The sequence below is a fragment of the Pseudocitrobacter sp. CD920760 genome (assembly GCF_057782505.1).
Map to the genome: position 1 here is coordinate 2926879 of NZ_CM173490.1, position 19793 is coordinate 2946671.

A 19793-nucleotide genomic window follows, 5' to 3' on the forward strand; every position below is an offset into this window, starting at 1 on the left:
CTCTTATCGTTTTTCCTTTAACTGACACCAAATTTCATCTGCCAGCGTGATAAATTGCCGATCGCCGGTTTGCTGCCAGCGACACTCATACCAGCCCGCCATGAGCATTAACACCCAGGGCCGCCAGCGTAAAATCTGTTGCCATAGCGCGTCTGGCGCAATGCGCGCCCGTACCGCGTACGCATCGCTGTATTGACGGCGTTGATGCGCGTCGTGCATCCACACCGACGCCAACTCCAGCGCGATGTCGCCGTCTCCGGCATACTCCCAGTCAATCAGCCGCAACCCGACAGGCGTATGCACAATGTTGCCCGCGTGAACATCCATATGCAATGGCGAAAGGCGCAGCGGCTGCGGCTCTCGCTGTTTTTGCAGACGATGCAATGTGCGCAGCCAGAACGGCGTGCGTCGCGTAGGGTGGCACTGCTGCCAGTAGCGTTCCAGCAACGGCAGCACCGTTACGCGCCAGCCGAAACGCGGCTGCTGATGCAGATGATACAGGAGAGACGCCAGTTGGCGAGGGGGCGGCAGCACGCTTTTCACCTCTCCGCTGAAAAATTCAACGGCCATCCAGCCAGAGGTATAAAAAACCGGCTTCGGAGCGAGCGTGGAGGGTAAACGCGTGAGCGCGTGATATTGACGCAGAAAGTGAAATTCGCGGGCCTGTGCCGTGTGGTGCTGGCGCAAAACCCGCTGCTGCTCACCGCAGGCGATGATACAGCTACTGCCGCTCAGCCCTGAATAATCAGGGCTGGCGACAAGATGATACTGAGGGAAATAGCGTGACAGAACCGCATCACGCGTGAGCTTATTGTTGCGTAACGGCACCGCTACCTGACCAGATAATTTCGCCCGTCTGTACCAGCATCAGCTGCATTTTCAGTACCGGGGAATTCACGTTGCCGGTGGCGTTGCTGTACAGCACATACTGTGCGCCGACGTTGCGGGCAATCCCCATCGCTTTGCTGCGCGAACCGAGGCTATCCTGCGGCGACAGGCCAAGCTGCTGTTTGGCGACAGCCAGTTGCTGCGCGGAAACCAGAGTGAATTTACCGTTACCGGTCAGTGCGTTACGCAGCGCGGTTGTCGCTTCGGCCGCGTTCAGCGTTCCGTTGGTGCGGTTATTCACGCTATCGACCAGCAGAATGCTGCCCGCGTTCACGCCGCTCGCCTGCAACATTTTACCTGCCATCGGCTGTACCGCGCCATTCCAGTCATAGTGACGTACACGAGGCGCAGGCTGCGACGGCTGTTGGTCCTGATGCTCAATAGGGCCAGGCTGCTGCGGGATCGTCGGAACAGAAGGCACCGTCGGTACCGGCTGCTGCGGTTCGACTGGCTGTTGTGGTGTTGGCTTCGCCTCTTCCACCGGTGCGGGTTGTTCTTGTTTCACCACGCACCCGGAGAGCAGGACAGCCAGTGCCGAGATTAGCGCATAGCGACGCAATGTAGTCATTCCGGTTTACCCCTTACAAATAAAGATAAAGTCGGACTTTATGTGCGCCCAGGCTGCTGGCGCTGCCGTACAGCGTGACCGATCCCATAGCCGGGATGGTGACGGTACGTGGCGCTTCAAGCGGGTGCATTTCCAGTCCTCTGGCTTCATACCAGTAAAAACGATAATGAAGGGTGACAGGTTCACGCCTTTCATTGAACAGCTTCGCGCTGGCGGTCGCCTGAATTTCCGACCGCGTCAGTTCAGGCTTTTCCGCGCTGATCCCGGCGGCCAGGACATTCGATTCCATCACCAGCGTTTGCTGATCGCCCACCGGAATTTCCGGTTGCGAGCCACAACCGGCCAGCAAAAATGCAGCCAGTAGCGCAGCTGAAAAGCCTGCTTTCATCACTTAACCTTTATGTGCCAGCATCGGCCCGAGCGGACGACCGCCCAGCAGATGCATATGAATATGGAAGACTTCCTGCCCGCCGTGGCGGTTGCAGTTCATGATCAGACGATAGCCATCATCAGCAATGCCTTCGTCGCGGGCAATTTTTGCCGCCACGGTCACCATGCGGCCCAGCACCTGTTCGTGTTCAGGCGCCACGTCATTAGTGGTGGCAATCAGGATATTAGGCACGATCAGAACGTGAGTCGGCGCCTGTGGGGAGATATCGCGGAACGCGGTAACCAGCTCATCCTGATAAACGATATCCGACGGGATTTCGCGACGAATAATTTTGCTGAAAATAGTTTCTTCTGCCATGAGGGATTCCTTAATTATGCGACCGTACGAATTCCTGTTATTGATCTTCAGGCTTTTCTGATGCACGGGAGACTGGGTAAGAGTATGAGCGACTTACTCGTTGTCTTTCAACCTGATTACGTTTTTTATTGTATTAACTCGGAAAAACCCCGGCAAGAGGGTCAAAACAGAGGGAAATTGATAGGCCGGGCAGCATTGCGCCGCCCGGTAAAATTGCGCTTAAGAAGCTTCGATCGCGGTGGATGCCTGCTTCTGTCGATTCATTAACCAGAAAACCGCCACACCCGCTAAAACGATCCCCGGCGCGGAGGCCGCCATCACCCCCACCGTGCCGGTACCCAGCGCCAGCATTTTTCCGGCAAGCAGCGGTCCGCTCATCGCGCCCAGGCGGCCTATCGCCACCGCCGTGCCGACGCCGGTGGCGCGGATTTCGGTGCGATAAAAGAGCGGCGCCAGCGCATACAGTACGCTCTGCCCGCCCGTGGCAAACAGCCCGGCGACAAAGCCAGAAAGCAGCATCGTGCTCAGTGATTCCGCCGAGCCCAGCGCCAGCAGCGAGGCCAGCATGCCACTGTAAATCAGCAGCGACATGCGCATTGGGCTCAGTTTATCCATCAGCGCACCGAGAACAAGCGTCCCCACAGCTGCGCCGATTTGCAGAGCAAACATCACGCCCGCCGCCTGTGAGCCACTAAAGCCCTGATCGACCAGCAGCATCGGCAGCCAGTTAATCAGCATATACACCACTAACAGGGTAAAGAAGTAACAGAGCCACAGCAATAACGTGGAGGAAGCCGTCCCCGGCGCGAGTAACGCGCGCAGTGGCGCGGGCGACGACGTCTGTTGATGGGTGAACGCCTGCGATTCGGGCAACCAGCGCATCAGCAAGGGCACCAGCAGCAACGGCACCACACCGCCTACCCAGAATACGGTTTGCCACGCCTGCGCCAGGCCGCTGAACCCAAGCGCCGCCGCCAGCGCCGCACCAATCGGCACGCCACAGTACATCAGGCTCACCGCCGTGCCGCGAAAACGCGGGCCTGCCGCTTCAGAGGTCAGGGCAATCAGGTTAGGTAGCGCAGCACCCAGCCCCACGCCGGTCATCAGACGCGCAAAGACCAGCGATGGAAAACTCCACGCCAGCGCGGTGGCTATCGAAAAGAGGCCAAACAGCACCACCGATCCGAGCAGAATGCGTTTACGCCCATAGCGATCGGCCAGCATTCCACCTACCAGCGCGCCGGGCAGCAGGCCCAGAATTCCGGCGCTAAAAATCCAGCCCATCTGCATTTTATCGAGCGAAAAAGCCTGGGCGATACCGACGGCGGCAATGCCTGCCGCCTGTAAATCAAGCCCTTCCATCAGGGCGACCAAAAAACAGAGCCCGATAGTCAGTATCAGGCGAGACGTTGCAGGTGTAGAGGCGATGTTCGACATAGCGTTACCTTTGCGAGGGTGACAGGTGAAAGGCGGCTGATACGTTGCCAGCCGCGCATTTTTTCCTTGCAAACGCGCCCGCCGGGCATCATGCCAGGCGGGCGAAGCTTTCTTGTTATGTTTTACGCTTTAGCTTTCAGGTCGAGCGCCACATCGACGATCATGTCTTCCTGGCCGCCAACCATCCGGCGTTTACCCAGTTCTACCAGAATATCCACCGCGCTCAGGCCGTAGCGCTGCGCCGCCACTTCACTGTGACGCAGGAAGCTGGAGTACACACCGGCATAACCGAGCGCCAGCGTTTCACGGTCAACGCGCACCGGACGATCCTGCAACGGACGCACCAGATCGTCTGCCGCCGCCATCAGCGCATACAGATCGGTACCGTGATCCCAACCGAGCTTATCCGCCGCAGCAATAAACACTTCCAGCGGCGCATTCCCTGCCCCCGCGCCCATTCCCGCCAGGCTTGCGTCAATGCGGTCACAGCCCTCTTCCACCGCCACGATCGAGTTCGCCACACCAAGGCTCAGGTTATGGTGTGCGTGCATCCCGGTTTGCGTTTCTGGCTTGAGCACCGCTTTCAGCGCGCGGAAACGGTCGCGAATATCGTTCATGTTCATCGAGCCGCCGGAATCAACCACATAGATGCAGGTTGCGCCGTAGCCTTCCATCAGCTTCGCCTGTTTCGCCAGATTTTCCGGCGTGGTCATATGGCTCATCATCAGGAAGCCAACGGTATCCATGCCCAGCTCACGCGCGAACGCGATATGCTGTGCGGAGACATCCGCTTCGGTGCAGTGCGTCGCCACGCGCACCACGCGCGCGCCAGCCTGATAAGCGGCTTTCAGATCATGCAGCGTGCCGATGCCAGGAATCAGCAGGGTGGCGATTTTGGCGTGCTTCACCGCATCGGCAGCAGCTTCAATCCACTCAATGTCGCTGTGTGCGCCGAAACCGTAGTTAAAGCTGGAACCCTGTAAACCATCGCCGTGCGCCACTTCGATAGAATCCACGCGCGCGTCATCCAGCGCTTTGGCAATCTGGCGCACATTGTCTAATGAATACTGGTGGCGAATGGCGTGCATGCCGTCACGCAGGGTGACGTCGGAGATATAGAGTTTTTTACCGTTCATGCGACTTCTCCCGCTGCTTTCACCATGGTTTGCGCCATTTTTTCCGCCGTCGACATCGCCGCTGAGGTCATGATATCGAGGTTTCCGGCATAGGCTGGCAGATAGTGCGCCGCGCCTTCGACTTCCAGATACACCGCCGTTTTCAGGCCGGAGAACTGACCGATACCCGGAATGGTCACCGGTTTATCCTGCGGAATAATTTCAAACTGCACTTTTTGCTTCAGGCGGTAACCCGGCACATACGCCTGAACGGCGGCGGCCATCTCCTCAATCGACGCTTCAATTTCGATTTGCGAGGCGTCCTCGCTCAGCACATACACCGTGTCACGCATCATCACCGGCGGCTCTGCCGGATTGAGAATAATGATGGCTTTGCCTTTTGCCGCACCGCCCACCACTTCAATGGCCTGCGAGGTGGTTTCGGTAAATTCGTCGATATTGGCGCGTGTGCCCGGCCCGGCGGATTTACTGGAAATCGAGGCGATAATTTCCGCGTAATGGACCTTCGCCACGCGGGAAACTGCCGCTACCATGGGAATGGTCGCCTGGCCACCGCACGTCACCATGTTGACGTTGCCCTGGCTGAGGTTTTTATCGAGATTCACCACCGGCACGCAGTACGGGCCAATTGCCGCAGGCGTCAGGTCAATCAGGCGAATATTGGGTTTCTTCGCCCGCAGCGCGGCGTCGTTTTTTACGTGTGCCCCGGCGCTGGTAGCGTCAAAGACGATATCAATATCGGCGAATTCCGGCATTGCCATCAGGCCGTTGACGCCTTCATGGGTGGTGGCGACGCCCATGCGACGCGCGCGCGCCAGCCCGTCGGATTCTGGGTCGATCCCCACCATCACCGCCATCTCAAGGTGCTTGCCGTTGCGCAGAATTTTGATCATCAGATCGGTGCCGATATTACCTGAACCGATGATGGCGACTTTTATCTTACTCATGACTGACTTCCTTCTTGTGCGGCAGAGAACGTGGCTGCCACAGAACCAATACCTTCAATAAGCGCCTCAAAACGATCGCCTGGATTGATGGCGACCATCGGGCCCAGCGCGCCGGTCAGTACGATGTCGCCCGCACGCAGCGGTTCACCTAGGCTCGCCATCTTGCGCGCCAGCCAGACGGCGGCGTTAAGCGGATGCCCAAGACATTCGCTGCCGCGCCCGCTGGACACCTGTTCGTTATTACGCGTCATACGCATGGTGCAGTTTTTCAGGTCTAACCCTGCCGGGCGCATCGCCGGACTACCGATGACGTACACCCCGCAGGAGGCGTTATCCGCTACCGTATCGACAAACTTAATCGACCAGTCGCGCACGCGGCTGCCCACCACTTCCAGCGCAGGCAACACCCATTCAATAGCGCCGTATAGCTCATCAAAAGTGGTATCAACGTTTGGTAAATCGCGATTCAGCACCAGTGCAATTTCTGCTTCAATTTTCGGTTGCATCACACGATCAAAAGGAATCGTGTCGTTGTCGCCGTAACACATATCGGCGAACAGCGTGCCGAAATCCGGCTGGTCAACGCCTAACTGTTGCTGCACTTTCGGATGGGTCAGGCCAATTTTGCGCCCGACTACGCGACGGCCTTTCGCCACCGCGTTTTCCACATTGAGAGCCTGGATGGCATAGGCGGCTTCGGCATTATCAAGACCGATAATGTCGCGCAGCGGCGCAATAGCCTGTCCGGTTCGTTCAGCCTCGCGCAGGGCGGCGGCCAGTTGTTCAAGTGACGACGTGGTCATGACGGCTCCTTATGCGCGTTTGAGGTAATCCAGCACCAGCTGGTTGAAAGATTCGGCATGTTCCCACTGGGCCCAGTGACCGCAGTCGCGGTAGATGTGCAACTCAGAACCATTAATGCCGGAAAGCAGACGCAGGCCCGCATCCATTGGGACGAAGCGGTCATTGCGGCCCCAGACAATCAGCGTTGGGGCTTTGATTTCAGCCAGACGCGGGCTAAAGTCCGGGAACTGTTTCGGGTTGGCTTCCAGGCTCTTAATGAAGTTTTCCAGGTGATCGCGACGCGCCAGCATATTGTTGAGACGCGCTTCAAACAACGCTTCGGTCAGATCGCTTGGGTCATAGACGAAGATGTTCATCATCTTCTTCAGGTTGTCGATATTCGGTTCGCGATACAGGCCGTTTAGCAGCTTGATGCCTTCCGTCGGCATCGGGGTGAACAGGCTCATTCCGCCCGTCCCGCCGCCCATCAGTACCAGTTTGCCTACGCGTTCCGGCCAGGTCAGGGTAAACGCCACCGCACTGTGCCCGCCCATGGAGTTACCCAGCAGATGCACCTTCTGGATATCCAGTTGATCCACCACGCTTTTCAGAATGCGAGCGTTCAGGTCAGAGCGGGAACCACTGTTAATAATGGTGTCGCTTTTCCCCCAGCCAGGGCAGTCGAGCAGGATAACGCGGTAACCGGCTTCCACCAGCGGGTCAATGTTACGGCTAAAGTTGGCCCAGCCAGTTGCGCCGGGGCCAGAACCGTGCAGCATGACGACGGTTTCATCGCCCTGCCCACAATCGTTAAAATGGATGCGCAGCGTCTGGCCGCCCTCTTCGACATTCAGGAAACGGCTGGTTGCGGCTTCAGTTTGCGGTTGATAGGTCATTGTTTTTCTCCTGCTTTAATTCTGTGAACGGGCGCTAAGGGAACCGAAACCGGCAATCCATTCAGGGATTGGGCGGTAGTAACGCCCCTCGGTGCGATAGTCGCCAAAGGCTGACAGCGCGGCGAACGCGGCAACCCAGGTCTTAATTTCGTGAGTAGATTTCCCGGCAATGGCCGAAAGCTCTTCATTACTGACAGCATCCAGTTCGCCCAAACGTTTCTGTTCAAGCAGCGTCATAAACTGGTTATCCCAGACCGGGTTAAGCGGATGCAGGCTTTTCTGATCTTCAATAAACTTCTCGGCGGCTTCGATAACGCGGCGCTGACGCAGCTCGCGCTCATCCGGCGGCAGATGCTTCCCGCTGCCCAGCAGGCGGTCGCGCATGTGGGCGTCTACCTTCGCCAGCTCCGGCACCGGAGGCTGATGCGATAACCCGCCAGAACCCAGAATCAGCACGCGCTTGTTGAGGGTGGTAAGGAAACGGCCAATCACTTCACCCATCATGCGGGTACGCTGGAAACCCGGCAGCGGCGTGGCGACACCGTTAATGAAGATCGGCAGCACCGGGCGAGAATCCAGACCGCCTAACAGAAACTCCAGCGGCTGGGCAAAACCGTGGTCCACCTGCATGCAGTAGGACACCGCCAGGTCGATACCGTTTTTCATGCTGTAGTGCGCACACGCTTCCGCGATATCCGTCGGCACCGGCAGTTCTCCCGCCGCGCTGGAAAAGTCGCCAATCGCCGTCGCGCCAACGCCCAGGCAGAAAGGCGGCATCACGTCGTAGAAGAAACCGTTGTAGTGATCGGGGGCAAACAGCACCACCAGTTCCGGGTCAAATGCAGCAATGCGTTCGCGCGCGGCGGCAATCACGCCATCCACTTCATCCAGCACCGGCTGTGCCGGGTCGACATAGCCGACCAGCGGCGTGTGGGAGAGACAATGCAGATATGCGTTCATATCAGGCCACCTTTTCAACAGGAGCGGAGGATGAAACGGCTTGCAACGCCATGACGCTGGCAAGCTGATTAAGTTGGTTACCCAGCGTTTGCGGGATTGCCAGCGCGGCGACGAAGCGGTCCGGGCGAATAACCGCCAGCGACGCGTCCTGCGCGGCGAACCAGGTTTTCAGCCGGTTTTGCGTATCGCCGAGGCGAATTACGCCCTCGACGTTGTCCTGCGGGGTATGAATCTGTACGTCTGGCACGACCTGAATGAATTGCGTTCCCAGCGCGCGCCAGCGGGCAATTTGCTGCTCGCTCATGCCCCACAGCGGGTTACAGCCCCAGCCGATAATGGCGAAATTCGCGCCTATCACATCATCCAGCAGCGTCACCTCGCCGCTCTCGCGGGTCACTTTTGGCTGAATGAACATCTTGCCGACCGGGGTGTTTTTGACGCTGGCGTCCATCACCAGCGCCCCTTCGCGATACTGCGGCATCGGTTTAAAGCGCATTTCGAGGAAATAACGTTTCACCGGCGGAATGTAATTCAGCAACCAGGAGATGCCATCACGCACGTTGCCGTGCCAGGGTTTTGCAGGGGCAAGGACGTTTCCGGCGGTGACGGATAAATCAATCATCGCTTTCGCGTGGTCGCGACGCTCCTGCTGGTAGGTGTCGAGCAGACGTTCGCCCGCTTTACCGTTCACCACCAGCGCCAGTTTCCAGGCGAGGTTGAAGGCGTCGCGCATCCCGCTGTTGTAACCCTGACCCTGCCAGACTGGCATGATGTGCGCGGCGTCGCCCGCCAGCAGTACGCGATCAACGCGGAAACGTTCAGCAATGCGCGCGTTGTGGGTATACACACGCTGGCGAATCAGTTCGACGTGATCGGGATTCGGCAGCACTTTGCTCAGCAACTGACGCATGTTGTGCGGTTCGCTCAACTGTTCTTCGGTTTCACCGGGCATCACCATAAACTCGAAACGGCGCACGCCGTGCGGCAGCGCGGCAGAGACATAAGGGCGCACCGGGTCGCAGCACAGGTAAATGTGCGGCGTCGATAAAGGGTCGTTGGCGATATCAATCACAATCCATTTATTCGGCGCGGTTTTGCCTTCAAACGGCACATTGAGCGTACGGCGCACCACGCTCGCCCCGCCATCGCAGGCGACCAGCCAGTCGGCTTTCACCGTTTCGCGCTGGCCTTCCGGGCCTTGCAGATTAATTGTGACGCTGTCACCATTCTGACTAAACGCTTCCAGCTCACGCGAGAAAAGCACCCGCACGTTCGGGAAACGCGACAGCCCTTCATACATCACCGCATCGACCTGCGGCTGAATAAAGGCGTTTCGCCGCGACCAGCCAAACTCGTCGGTCATCGGCTGAATATCAGCAAAGCAGCGACCCTTCGGAGTCAGGAAACGCATCGCATGCCACGGCGTGGTATGTGGCAATACGTTCTCCACCAGGCCGACCGATTGCATGGCGCGCAGCGCTTCATCGTCAATACCGATGGCGCGCGGGTAGTCGATCAGTTTGTCGAGCTTCTCAACCACCAGTACCTCGACGCCCATCTGCCCAAGGTAGTTCGCCATCATCAGGCCCACCGGGCCCGCGCCGACAATGGCGACCTGAGCGGACTGCTGAACGGCAGGCTGGATATCGGGATTTATCGTTGTCATGTCATTACCTCACTTCTCGGACCAAATAACCGGTACGGATACGCCCGTGCCGTCATTTGTTAATTTGATGTGAACATTTTTTTATAATGCGCTCAGTATATGTCCGGTAATTTAGGCTACAATCAAAACAGGCTCAGAGGTGCACTTAGTGCACACGGTTGTTTTGACTCTAGAATTGTCAGGAAACATGAAGAACAACGAGACGACGGAATACAAAACAGTACGCGGATTAACCCGAGGGTTATTGTTATTAAATTTGTTAAATAAATTCGATGGGGGCGCATCAACCGCGACGCTGGCTGAGTTTAGCGGCCTGCATCGCACCACCGTTCGGCGGCTGCTGGAAACGCTTCAGGATGAAGGCTACGTTCGCCGCAGTTTGTCCGATGACAGCTTCCGTTTGACGATGAAAGTTCGTCAGCTGAGTGAAGGATTTCGTGACGAACATTGGATTTCTGCACTTGCAACGCCATTACTTGGCGAATTATTGCGCGAGGTCATTTGGCCAACCGATTTAACCACGCTCGACGTTGACGCCATGGTGGTGCGCGAAACTACGCACCGTTTTAGCCGTCTCTCTTTTCACCGGGCCATGGTTGGCCGCCGCCTGCCGCTGCTGCTGACCGCGTCGGGTATTACCTGGCTGGCGTTTTCCGCCGAGCACGACCGCCAGCCGATTATCAACATGCTGGCTGGCCGTCCGGAAGCGGAATACCAGCTGGCGCGCGAACCCGAGAAGCTGGCATCTATTCTGGAACGCACACGCCATAATGGTTATGGCGAAAACTTTGGCGGCTGGCAGCAAGAGGAAAAAATCGCCTCCATCGCCGTGCCGGTGCGCAGCCAGGGCCGGGTAATGGGCTGTCTGAACCTGGTGTATATCGCCAAAGCGATGACCATTGAACAGGCGGCGGCGAAGCATTTGAGTGCGCTACAGCGGGTAGCGAAACAGATTGAGGAGCGCATGGAAGAGCAGGAGATTATCTACGAGCATCCCTCACCCTAACCCTCTCCCGCAGGGAGAGGGAACCGATCGTGCCAAAGTTTAAGCGAGTGCGGTTTTCTCCCTCTCCCTGCGGGAGAGGGCCGGGGTGAGGGCCCCATCGCGCACCATACCCCAGAAATTAATAGGTATCTCCCCCACAACCATTTGCAATCCCCATCGTTATATATTCAAATACACATCGAAATTTCCCTTCTCTCAGAGCCACTTCATGTTGAATGTAAAACGTCTGCTCCCCGGCATCGCGCTGCTCTGCGCCACGTTTGCCGTTGTTTCACCCGCCGAGGCGGAACGCACACTCACCGACCAGCTTGGCCGTCAGGTCACCCTGCCCGATACCGTTAACCGCGCAGTGGTTCTGCAACACCAAACGCTTAATCTGCTGGTGCAGTTAGACGCCGGTAAAGACGTGGTTGGCGTACTCAGCAGCTGGAAAAAACAGCTGGGCCCCGATTTCGCACGCTTTATGCCGACACTCTCCTCTCTGCCCATGCCCGGCGACCTGACGCAGGTGAATATCGAAAGCCTGCTGGCGCTACATCCGCAGGTGGTGTTCGTCGCCAACTATGCGCCAGCGGCAATGATCCAGCAGATTCAAAACGCGGGCATCCCGGTTGTCGCGATTTCGCTGCGTGAAGATGCCGCCGGTGAAAAAAACAAAATGAACCCGACGATGGCGGATGAAGAACACGCCTATGACGAAGGGCTGAAACAGGGTATTCGCCTGATTGGCGAGGTGGTGAATCGCGAGAAACAAGCAGACGAACTGATCCGCTACACCTTTAGCGCGCGCCAGAAATTCAACGCACCGGTCGCGGAGATTGCTGAAGACAAAAAAGTCCGCGTCTATATGGCCAACCCGGATCTCAACACCTATGGCTCCGGAAAATATACCGGGCTGATGATGCAGCACGCGGGGGCGATGAACGTCGCCGCGGCTACAGTGAAAGGCGCACGTCAGGTGTCGCTGGAGCAGGTATTGCAGTGGAACCCACAGGTCATTTTCGTGCAGGACCGCTACCCGGAAGTGGTTAAAGAAATCACCACTGACCCACAATGGCAGGCCATTGATGCCGTGAAAAATCATCGCGTCTGGCTAATGCCGGAATATGCCAAAGCCTGGGGCTACCCAATGCCGGAAGCGCTGGCGATTGGTGAATTGTGGATGGCGAAAAAACTCTATCCAGAGCACTACAAAAACGTCGATGTCGATGCCCAGGCCCAGGATTATTACCAACGTTTCTACCGCACCAGTTGGCAGCCGCATGCTCAACCGTAGTCAACCGCTGGCGCTTCAGGGTGGGTTGATGCTGCTCACCCTTTTTCTTGCCGTGGTGTCCCTTTGCTTTGGTCAGTATCCTCTGCCCCTGCGCGATGTGCTCTGGCAACTGTTTCATCCCACTGCACCTGCGGATATCGCGCAGCAGATAGTCTGGTCCGTGCGTTTGCCGCGCGTGTTGATGGCGCTGCTGGCGGGCGGCGCGCTGGGATTGTGCGGCGCCACGCTCCAGGGCGTGTTCCAGAACCCACTGGTCGATCCACATATTATCGGCGTCACTTCCGGGTCAGCGTTCGGCGGTACGCTGGCGATTTTGTTGGGATTCAGCGCCCCGCTGATGATGGGTTCCACGTTCTTCTTTGGCCTGCTGGCACTGTGTCTTGTCTATCTCATTGCTGCGCTACAGGGGCGAGAAAGCACGCTAATTTTGATCCTCGCCGGGATCATCCTCAGCGGTTTCTTTGCCGCACTGGTAAGCCTGATGCAGTATCTCGCCGATACGGAAGAGACGCTGCCCAACATCGTGTTCTGGCTACTCGGCAGCTTTGCGACGGCAAACTGGCACAAAACGCTGATGCTCGCGCTTCCGGTCGCCCTGTCCGCTGCGGTCCTGTTTAAACTGCGCTGGCGCATTAATTTACTGTCACTCGACGATAAAGATGCGCGCGCGTTGGGGGTTAACGTCACACCGCTGCGTCGCGGCGTGCTGGTGTGCTGCGCGTTACTGGTTGCCGCACAGGTAGCGGTAAGCGGCAGTATTGCGTGGGTGGGATTGGTGATTCCCCATCTGGCCCGTTTGCTGGCGGGTGCGGATCACCGTCGCCTGCTGCCAACCGCGTTCTGGCTGGGCGCCAGTTTTATGATTGTGGTGGATGATGTCGCGCGTACGCTGACGGCGGCGGAGATCCCTATCGGCATTCTGACCGCATTGATTGGCGCGCCGCTGTTTACCCTGTTACTGGTGCGCAACACGCGCCGAGGAGCCCGCTCATGACCGCGTCACTTTCTCTGAATGCATTGGTATATGGTCATCAGCAGCCGTTGTTTTCCCCGATGACACTCGATTGCCGGCCCGGTGAAATCTGGGCGGTATTAGGGGCGAATGGACGCGGGAAGAGCACGTTGCTCGATACGGTGACCGGCGTGCTGCGGGCAATCTCTGGCAGCGTGCACGTACGCGGCGGCGCGGGGATTGTGCCGCAATCTTTTCGTCCGGCGTTTGCCTGGCGGGTGCGCGATGTGGTGCTGATGGGTCGGGCGCGGCACATCGCCCTGTTTGCGCAACCTAAGCAGGAGGATGAGCAGCAGGTGATGCAGGCGCTGGCGCAGCTTAATATTGTGCATCTGGCCGATACGCTGTTCCACGCCCTTTCCGGCGGCCAGCAGCAGCTGGTGATGATTGCACGCGCGCTGGTCAGCGCCAGTCAGAATATTTTGCTCGATGAGCCCTGCTCGGCGCTGGATCTCGCTAATCAGCAAACCGTGTTGCAGCTGATTAGTAACCTGGCACACGGTCAGTCGCGCACGGTGGTGTTCACCACGCACGATCCCACTCATGCGTTGCAAATAGCCAGCCACACGTTGCTGCTGTTGCCCAACAGAGAGTGGCTGGCAGGCGCGACATCGGATGTTGTTCAAGAAGCAAACCTGCAACGCGCGTATGGCCTGCCGGTACGTAAAATTCAGCTTACTGATTACGCATGTCCGGTGCTGGCGCCGCTGTTTTCAATTCACCGCTAAAAATCCCGCTTCGCGCAGGTAACGTTGCCCAACGTTCGCAAGGATGAAGGCATACAGCGTCTGCGCATTTTCACTTTCAGCCAGCCGTGCGGCATGGTAATCACAGCGAATATTCTGCCCCTGCGGAAGCTCAACCACGCGCAGAGCGTCGTCGTGCGTTAACGCGGCGGCATAGTGCGCATAGCCGATAAACAGATCGGTCAGATCCTGTTGTAGTAACCATTTACTGGCGATCTCCCCTGATGGAATGCAGAGCGAGTCGCGCCCACCTACCAGCTGCATAGCACGGGATTTCAGTTGCTCACCGAGGCCGGGCTCAAGGCTGTTTAAATTATCAAACAGCTGCCAGGTGTAATCACCGGAAGGGTCACAGCCTGGCGTGGAGGTTGCCAGACGTAAATCGGGGTTGCGCAGAAGTGTTAATGCGTCGCCCCTGAGATGGCGATGCGCGGTCAGAATTAAGGTGTTGCGGGCAAAAATCTGGCTTTCCCGCGCCAGTCCCTGCGCAATCAGCGTTTGTGGATGCTGCGCGTTAGCCGAAGCAAACACATCGCACGCCTCACCCGCTTCGATACGCTCACGCAGCAGTCCGGCCGGGCCAAAACTCAGGTTCACCGGGATGGCGGTTTGCGCCGTAAAGCATTCAATAAGGGGAATAAATGCGCGCCGCAGGCTGCCTGCGGCGAAAAGCGTTAGTGTGGATGGCATAACAAAATCCAGCGGGAAAACGGATATTTTAGCGGGATTATGCGCAATGTGCAGCCCGTAAAAATGCCGGGGGCGCTGCGCTTGCCCGGCCTACAAGGTTGACGATCCCGTAGGCCAGATAAGCGTAGCGCCATCAGGCACAAGCATCATGATTCGATTTGAGCCAGCGCACGTAGCTGCTCCGGCGTTGCCACCGGCAGATGGAAGAAATCGAGATACGCGGGAATCATCTCAAACAGCATGTCCGTGCCCTGCTGAGTCGCGCACCCGCGCGCTTTCGCTATCGCCAGCAGCGGTGTGACGGCCTGCTTCATGACCACTTCACCGACGAACATCTCTGGCGTGAGCAATTCAGCGGGCAGCGGCAACGGATCATCCGGGTTCATCCCCAAAGGCGTTGCATTCACCACCAGCTGATGCCCGGAAGGATCGTTCGCCATCAGGGTAATTTTCAGTCGCGGATAGTGCGCCTGTAAACGCGTGGCAAGCGCCGCTGCCATTTCCGGACGGTTGTCATACAGCGTTAGCGCCGCAGCGCCTGCCGCCGCTAAAGAGGCGGCAATCGCCGAGCCCACGCCGCCGCTACCCACCACCAGCGCGCGGGCACCTCTTGTCTGGAAGCCTTTGCGCTGAATACCGCGCACGAAACCGTCGCCATCGAACATTTCGCCGGTAAGCGAGCCATCCGCCTCGCGACGAATGGCATTGCATGCGCCGGCAATGGCCGCTGTCGGGCTCAGACGCGCCATGAGCGCACAGGTCGCCACTTTGTGCGGCATGGTGACCAGCGCTCCGGCAATATTGGTCATTTTGAACAGTGTCGGGACGAAAGCCGCGTAATCCTCGGGCGTGACGCCCACCGGCACCACTCTGGCGTCCACCTGCTGATCCGCAAACCACGGATTGTAGATCATCGGTGCTTTGAAGCCTTCCGTCGGATAACCCAGATGGGCAATTAACCGCGTGTGACCACTAATTTGCATCTGTTTCTCCCTGCGGAATATCCAGTTCAATACGTTTTACATCGCCAAGAATAAAAAGATACGCCACCACGCCGAGCAGCGCGGCCCCGCCGATATAGATAAGTGCGTAGAAGAAGTTGCCGAATGCCGCAACGATAAAACCAATGACCAGCGGCGTCAGAATGCCCGCGAGGTTAGCGCAGAAGTTAAACAACCCGCCGGTGAGGCCGCCGAGTCCTTTGGGCGCCATATCGGAGATAAGCGTCCAGCCAAGTCCGACCATTCCCTGGCCAAAGAACGCGAAGGACATTACCAGGATCACCGCCGTGTCGCTCTCCAGCCAGTTAGCGGTGATGATGCAGCTTGCCATCAGCAGCCCCACCACGATCGGCAGTTTGCGGCCAAGGTTGGCGCTGCCCGTGGCTTTGAGGATTTTGTCCGATACCCAGCCGCCGAACATCACGCCGCCCGCTGCCGCCAGGAACGGCAGAATGGCGAAGAAGCCCACTTTCAGCCACGGCATATGGCGCTCGGTTGCCAGATAGGTGGGGAACCAGGTCAGGAAGAAGACCAGCACCGTGTTACCGGCAAATTGCCCGATACTGGCCCCGAGAATTTGCCGTTTGCTCAACAGCTGGCGCACCAGCGGCCAGCTGAAATGCGTTTTTTTCTCCGTTCCGGTGGTGATACCGCCGCCTGCGGCGATGTAGTCTCGCTCCTGATCGCTCAGATGTTTATCTTCGTGCGGTTCGCGATAACAGCGCCACCACACCAGCGCGAACAGCAGACCAAAGACGCCAACGGTAATAAACAATGTTCGCCAGCCAAAACCATCCATTATCCAGAACAGTAATGGCGCGAAGCAGGCCAGCCCGAGGTATTCCCCCACCGTATACACCGCCGTGGCGCGCGCGCGCTCCTGCTGCGGAAACCAGGCGCTGACGACCCGGCTGTTAACCGGGAAGCATGGCGCTTCACTCACCCCAAGGCCGAAACGGCACAGCAGCAGCGTTTTCAGGCCAATCGCGAAACCATGCAGCAAGGTAAACAGCGACCAGAAACTCAGCGCCAGGAAATAGGTGACTTTGTTGCCAAAGCGGTCCAGGAACATCCCGCCGGGAATTTGCGCCAGCGCGTAAGTCCAGGCAAATGCAGAGAAAACAATCCCCATCATTGCCGCGCCAATCCCCAGCTCTTGTGTCAGTTGTGGGGCAGCGATCCCTAAAACCGTTCTGTCCAGATAGTTGATCATGGTACCCGCGGCCAGCAGCGTCAGAATACCAATACGCCGCCGTGAGCGGGGAACCGCCGCCACCGCCTCAGCGGTTGCCACGCGATTATGGCTATATGTGTTCATAGGGCTTACCTGTCGTTGTAGAGTGCAGATGAATGTTTATTGTTATGGTCTTACGCCCGGAGTGAACCGGATGGTACAGTTACAGCATCTGACGGTACTGCATCGCCGAAAGGCGTACGGCGGCATTGACGGCCCCGTACTGGGCGTAACCGCCTCGCCTTTCGGTCAATTCGAAAAAGAAGCGCCCTTCACTGAACGGCCAGCTATAGCGATGGAAAAACTCACCGCCCTGCGCATCGCGGTCATAAAGAATTTGCTGCTGTTGCAGAGTTGCCATCCCTTCCGGCTGACCAAAACGCGCCACCAGATCCTCGTAATAGTTCGCGGGAACAGGCAGCGAAATGGCCGGGGAGAATGGCGGCATTGCCGGTAAATCGCGGCAGGAAAAAGCGGCGTGCTGCAAGCCCGCGCCCTGATAACAGGCAACAGAGCGTGCAATTTGCGTGGCGCGGCTTTGCGAAATATTGAGTGCGAAGCGAATGTTGCCCTGCGGACTTTGCACCGCCAGGCTGCGCACCAGCCCGTACGGGTCGGGCATGGTTTGTTCGTGTTCAAGCTCAAAACCAAACACCGATCGAAAGAACATCACCCAGTTATCGCGACTGTCGGCTTCCATGCCCAGCGCCAGATGATCGATGCCCGTAAAGCCATCAGGATTGTCATCAGGCGTCAGGGTAAAGTCCTGGGTGTAGATATTTTGTTTTTCATCAACAAGATAGATAAGGCTTCCGTCCGGCGCGCACACCGCCGGAATGGTGCTTTCATTCGGGCCGACTTCCCCTTGCCAGGTGGCGTAGCCGTAGGCACGTGCCCGGGTAATAACCGCCGCGCTATCGCTGACGCGCAACGCCATCGCGCAAAGAGAGACGCCGTGACGTTGATAGAAGTGATCCGCCCAGCTGTGCGGTTGATAGTTGATGATGACCCGCGCATCGCCATTGCTCCACAGCGCCACCTGCTTGGAGCGGTGCATTCCGGTCTGGCGAAAGCCCATTCCCGCCAGCATCGCGCCCAGTTTTTTCGCCTCAGCGGCGCTGGCAGCAAACTCGATAAATTCCATACCGAGCCATTGTGGCAACGGCTCGGTGACAAACAGATCCGCGTTGCTTTTACTCAGCGCCATGCGGGTTTGCTCCTCCAGCCACAGCAGAGAGCGATACCCATCTTTCGCCGTCGCGCCGTTGGGCGAGGCGCGAAAACCGTCGTTAAAAATTTCCAGCGACCAGGGGCCACGATAACCACGGCGCGTCAGTTCGGTTGCGAATTCAATCAGCGGCAGCTCGCCCTGACCGGGGAAGCAGCGAAAATGGCGGCTCCACTCCAGCACATCCATCTTCATTAACGGTGCATCTGCCAGTTGCAGGAAGGTGATTTTCTCCAGTGGTACCTCATTCAGGCGCGTGAGATTATCGCCACGCGACAGCACATGAAAACTGTCCAGCACAATTCCCATCGCCGGGCTATTGACCGCTTTGACGCGCTCCCACGCCTGATACCAGCGATTGACGTGTGTCCCCCATGCCAGCGCTTCGTAGCCAATATGGATGTTTTCCTGCTCCGCCAGCGTCGCCAGCGCCCGCAGGTCAGCAACCTGCAAGTCAAAATCCGCCGAACAGTTCGGCGAGACATTGCTGCACAGCAGCAGGGTGTCGCACCCCAGTTCATGCATCAGCGCGAATTTACGTTTCGCGCGTGCCAGATTGGCGGCAAACTGTTCGCGACTTGCACCTTCGAAGTCACGAAATGGCTGGAATAAGGTAATTTTTAAGCCCAGATCGTCGGCCAGCATTCGGATATCGGCGGGCGTACCGGTATAATAGAGAAGATCGTTTTCAAAGATTTCAACGCCCTGATAGCCCGCCGCCGCAATGGCGCTCAGTTTTTCAGGCAGCGTCCCGGAAATGGAAACGGTAGCAATGGAGCGCAGCATAGGTTTCGCCCTGTGTGAATGAAGAGATGAAACGAATATGAATCATTTGGTTCATTTACGCCAGATTCGGTTGCTAAATTGTGATCATTGTGTGTATTTTTTGTTCTTGAGAAAAAACAGGAGTTGCTATGTCCGCCGTTGCTCACGATGAAGCACAGTCTCTGAAAGACAGGATTTTTACCGCCGCGATCGCCGTTTTCGCCGAGCATGGGCTCGCCGGGGCGCGTATGGAACAAATTGCCGGAGAAGCACAAACCACCAAGCGTATGGTGGTGTACTACTTCAAAACGAAGGAGCAGCTTTATCAGGCTGTGTTGCAGCACGTTTATGCGCGTATACGCGAAACGGAACAGCGGCTGGGGCTCGAAAATGTGCCGCCGGTCGAGGCGCTGGTGCAACTGGTGAAATGGAGTGTGCGTTATCACGCCACACACGCCGATTACATGCGGATTATCTGTATGGAGAATATGCAGCGCGGGAAATGGCTATTATCGTCCGATGACTTTAAGCGGGTGAATAAGAGCGCACTTTCGCTGCTGGAGAATATTCTTCAGCGCGGTCAGCAGCAGACGATTTTTCAGCCCGGCGTGGAAGCGCGCGATGTGCACCGCCTCATCAGCAGCTTCAGCTTTTATCAGGTCTCCAACTTTTACAGTTTTAATAGCCTGTATCTGGATGGCCCGTTGCCGGAAATTGATGATGAAGCGTTAATTGCGCATCACAGCGATATTGCCGTTAAAGCGGTGCTACGTTTTGTGATTGCCTGAGTACATTGCCCGGCGGGG

20 protein-coding genes are annotated in these 19793 nt (G+C 57.4%); 5 read left to right on the forward strand and 15 right to left on the reverse strand.

Annotation, left to right across the window (positions count from 1 at the left end; genetic code table 11):
* Positions 1-3 precede the first annotated feature (3 nt).
* The 11 genes from thiK to AC1MKH_RS13760 all read right to left on the reverse strand — a co-directional run bounded on the left by thiK (position 4) and on the right by AC1MKH_RS13760 (position 10029).
* Positions 4-828 carry a thiamine kinase gene (gene thiK / locus AC1MKH_RS13710; RefSeq protein WP_276220037.1) on the reverse strand — a complete coding sequence of 275 codons (825 nt, stop codon included), beginning with the start codon at positions 826-828 and terminating at the stop codon, positions 4-6.
* Positions 809-1447, reverse strand: a complete 639-nt coding sequence (lpoB, locus tag AC1MKH_RS13715; protein ID WP_188016846.1) for a penicillin-binding protein activator LpoB — start codon at positions 1445-1447, stop codon at positions 809-811. Before lpoB ends, thiK begins: the two co-directional genes overlap by 20 nt.
* Positions 1448-1469: 22 nt before the next feature.
* Positions 1470-1844, reverse strand: a complete 375-nt coding sequence (locus AC1MKH_RS13720; protein ID WP_015964224.1) for a YcfL family putative periplasmic lipoprotein — start codon at positions 1842-1844, stop codon at positions 1470-1472.
* A 3-nt stretch (positions 1845-1847) separates the two neighbouring features.
* Positions 1848-2204 (reverse strand): purine nucleoside phosphoramidase, encoded by a 357-nt coding sequence (hinT, locus tag AC1MKH_RS13725; RefSeq protein ID WP_015964223.1) that lies wholly within the window; start codon positions 2202-2204, stop codon positions 1848-1850.
* Positions 2205-2423: 219 nt separating this feature from the next.
* Positions 2424-3641 (reverse strand): 3-(3-hydroxy-phenyl)propionate transporter MhpT, encoded by a 1218-nt coding sequence (mhpT, locus tag AC1MKH_RS13730; protein ID WP_276220036.1) that lies wholly within the window; start codon positions 3639-3641, stop codon positions 2424-2426.
* 122 nt (positions 3642-3763) lie between these two features.
* Complete coding sequence (gene mhpE, locus AC1MKH_RS13735; protein ID WP_276220035.1) at positions 3764-4777, reverse strand: 4-hydroxy-2-oxovalerate aldolase; 1014 nt, start codon at positions 4775-4777, stop codon at positions 3764-3766.
* Positions 4774-5724 carry an acetaldehyde dehydrogenase gene (gene mhpF / locus AC1MKH_RS13740; protein WP_149462655.1) on the reverse strand — a complete coding sequence of 317 codons (951 nt, stop codon included), beginning with the start codon at positions 5722-5724 and terminating at the stop codon, positions 4774-4776. The genes mhpE and mhpF overlap by 4 nt, the downstream gene beginning before the upstream one ends.
* A complete protein-coding gene (mhpD, locus tag AC1MKH_RS13745; RefSeq protein WP_276220034.1) occupies positions 5721-6527 on the reverse strand; it encodes a 2-keto-4-pentenoate hydratase in 807 nt (268 codons plus the stop codon). Before mhpD ends, mhpF begins: the two co-directional genes overlap by 4 nt.
* A 9-nt stretch (positions 6528-6536) precedes the next feature.
* The gene (gene mhpC, locus AC1MKH_RS13750) at positions 6537-7403 is read right to left on the reverse strand and encodes a 2-hydroxy-6-oxonona-2,4-dienedioate hydrolase (protein ID WP_276220033.1); all 867 of its coding nucleotides are present in this window, start codon (positions 7401-7403) and stop codon (positions 6537-6539) included.
* Between the two features lie 15 nt (positions 7404-7418).
* On the reverse strand, positions 7419-8363 hold the full coding sequence (gene mhpB, locus AC1MKH_RS13755) for a 2,3-dihydroxyphenylpropionate/2,3-dihydroxicinnamic acid 1,2-dioxygenase (protein WP_253898100.1): 945 nt from the start codon (positions 8361-8363) through the stop codon (positions 7419-7421).
* A 1-nt stretch (position 8364) separates the two neighbouring features.
* A complete protein-coding gene (locus tag AC1MKH_RS13760) occupies positions 8365-10029 on the reverse strand; it encodes a bifunctional 3-(3-hydroxy-phenyl)propionate/3-hydroxycinnamic acid hydroxylase (protein ID WP_276220032.1) in 1665 nt (554 codons plus the stop codon).
* 187 nt (positions 10030-10216) lie between these two features.
* On the opposite strand from AC1MKH_RS13760, the gene AC1MKH_RS13765 reads away from it, so the two are divergent.
* The 4 genes from AC1MKH_RS13765 (at position 10217) to AC1MKH_RS13780 (ending at position 14051) form a co-directional block, all read left to right on the forward strand.
* Positions 10217-11035, forward strand: a complete 819-nt coding sequence (locus AC1MKH_RS13765; protein ID WP_276220031.1) for a DNA-binding transcriptional regulator — start codon at positions 10217-10219, stop codon at positions 11033-11035.
* Positions 11036-11243: 208 nt separating this feature from the next.
* Entirely contained in the window at positions 11244-12311 is a 1068-nt protein-coding gene (locus AC1MKH_RS13770; protein WP_442961922.1) for an ABC transporter substrate-binding protein, read from the forward strand.
* A complete protein-coding gene (locus tag AC1MKH_RS13775; protein ID WP_276220030.1) occupies positions 12298-13305 on the forward strand; it encodes a FecCD family ABC transporter permease in 1008 nt (335 codons plus the stop codon). Before AC1MKH_RS13770 ends, AC1MKH_RS13775 begins: the two co-directional genes overlap by 14 nt.
* Positions 13302-14051: an ABC transporter ATP-binding protein gene (locus AC1MKH_RS13780; protein ID WP_276220029.1), complete on the forward strand. Its 750-nt coding sequence runs from the start codon at positions 13302-13304 to the stop codon at positions 14049-14051. The genes AC1MKH_RS13775 and AC1MKH_RS13780 overlap by 4 nt, the downstream gene beginning before the upstream one ends.
* On the opposite strand, the gene AC1MKH_RS13785 is transcribed toward AC1MKH_RS13780, so the two are convergent.
* The 4 genes from AC1MKH_RS13785 to AC1MKH_RS13800 form a co-directional block, all read right to left on the reverse strand.
* Positions 14037-14759, reverse strand: coding sequence for a substrate-binding domain-containing protein (locus AC1MKH_RS13785; RefSeq protein ID WP_327621867.1), 723 nt, complete (start codon positions 14757-14759; stop codon positions 14037-14039). The genes AC1MKH_RS13780 and AC1MKH_RS13785 overlap by 15 nt on opposite strands.
* Before the next feature lie 146 nt (positions 14760-14905).
* Complete coding sequence (locus AC1MKH_RS13790) at positions 14906-15742, reverse strand: shikimate dehydrogenase family protein (RefSeq protein WP_276220027.1); 837 nt, start codon at positions 15740-15742, stop codon at positions 14906-14908.
* Positions 15732-17078 (reverse strand): MFS transporter, encoded by a 1347-nt coding sequence (locus tag AC1MKH_RS13795; RefSeq protein WP_276220026.1) that lies wholly within the window; start codon positions 17076-17078, stop codon positions 15732-15734. The genes AC1MKH_RS13790 and AC1MKH_RS13795 overlap by 11 nt, the downstream gene beginning before the upstream one ends.
* A gap of 79 nt (positions 17079-17157) precedes the next feature.
* Positions 17158-19008, reverse strand: coding sequence for a bifunctional sugar phosphate isomerase/epimerase/4-hydroxyphenylpyruvate dioxygenase family protein (locus tag AC1MKH_RS13800; protein ID WP_276220025.1), 1851 nt, complete (start codon positions 19006-19008; stop codon positions 17158-17160).
* 128 nt (positions 19009-19136) lie between these two features.
* Between AC1MKH_RS13800 and AC1MKH_RS13805 the strand changes: the two genes are divergently transcribed.
* The gene (locus AC1MKH_RS13805) at positions 19137-19775 is read left to right on the forward strand and encodes a TetR/AcrR family transcriptional regulator (RefSeq protein WP_276220024.1); all 639 of its coding nucleotides are present in this window, start codon (positions 19137-19139) and stop codon (positions 19773-19775) included.
* The last annotated feature ends 18 nt before the right edge of the window (positions 19776-19793 follow it).

Bases quoted from the DNA above. Each gene is read 5' to 3' on its own strand.
- AC1MKH_RS13795 (WP_276220026.1), bottom strand. From the start codon at position 17,078: ATGAACACATATAGCCATAATCGCGTGGCAACCGCTGAGGCGGTGGCG.
- AC1MKH_RS13785 (WP_327621867.1), bottom strand. From the start codon at position 14,759: ATGCCATCCACACTAACGCTTTTCGCCGCAGGCAGCCTGCGGCGCGCA.
- AC1MKH_RS13775 (WP_276220030.1), top strand. From the start codon at position 12,298: ATGCTCAACCGTAGTCAACCGCTGGCGCTTCAGGGTGGGTTGATGCTG.
- hinT (WP_015964223.1), bottom strand. From the start codon at position 2,204: ATGGCAGAAGAAACTATTTTCAGCAAAATTATTCGTCGCGAAATCCCG.
- AC1MKH_RS13805 (WP_276220024.1), top strand. From the start codon at position 19,137: ATGTCCGCCGTTGCTCACGATGAAGCACAGTCTCTGAAAGACAGGATT.
- AC1MKH_RS13800 (WP_276220025.1), bottom strand. From the start codon at position 19,008: ATGCTGCGCTCCATTGCTACCGTTTCCATTTCCGGGACGCTGCCTGAA.
- AC1MKH_RS13790 (WP_276220027.1), bottom strand. From the start codon at position 15,742: ATGCAAATTAGTGGTCACACGCGGTTAATTGCCCATCTGGGTTATCCG.
- AC1MKH_RS13765 (WP_276220031.1), top strand. From the start codon at position 10,217: ATGAAGAACAACGAGACGACGGAATACAAAACAGTACGCGGATTAACC.
- mhpT (WP_276220036.1), bottom strand. From the start codon at position 3,641: ATGTCGAACATCGCCTCTACACCTGCAACGTCTCGCCTGATACTGACT.
- mhpB (WP_253898100.1), bottom strand. From the start codon at position 8,363: ATGAACGCATATCTGCATTGTCTCTCCCACACGCCGCTGGTCGGCTAT.
- mhpE (WP_276220035.1), bottom strand. From the start codon at position 4,777: ATGAACGGTAAAAAACTCTATATCTCCGACGTCACCCTGCGTGACGGC.
- AC1MKH_RS13720 (WP_015964224.1), bottom strand. From the start codon at position 1,844: ATGAAAGCAGGCTTTTCAGCTGCGCTACTGGCTGCATTTTTGCTGGCC.
- mhpD (WP_276220034.1), bottom strand. From the start codon at position 6,527: ATGACCACGTCGTCACTTGAACAACTGGCCGCCGCCCTGCGCGAGGCT.
- AC1MKH_RS13780 (WP_276220029.1), top strand. From the start codon at position 13,302: ATGACCGCGTCACTTTCTCTGAATGCATTGGTATATGGTCATCAGCAG.
- mhpF (WP_149462655.1), bottom strand. From the start codon at position 5,724: ATGAGTAAGATAAAAGTCGCCATCATCGGTTCAGGTAATATCGGCACC.
- AC1MKH_RS13760 (WP_276220032.1), bottom strand. From the start codon at position 10,029: ATGACAACGATAAATCCCGATATCCAGCCTGCCGTTCAGCAGTCCGCT.
- AC1MKH_RS13770 (WP_442961922.1), top strand. From the start codon at position 11,244: ATGTTGAATGTAAAACGTCTGCTCCCCGGCATCGCGCTGCTCTGCGCC.
- mhpC (WP_276220033.1), bottom strand. From the start codon at position 7,403: ATGACCTATCAACCGCAAACTGAAGCCGCAACCAGCCGTTTCCTGAAT.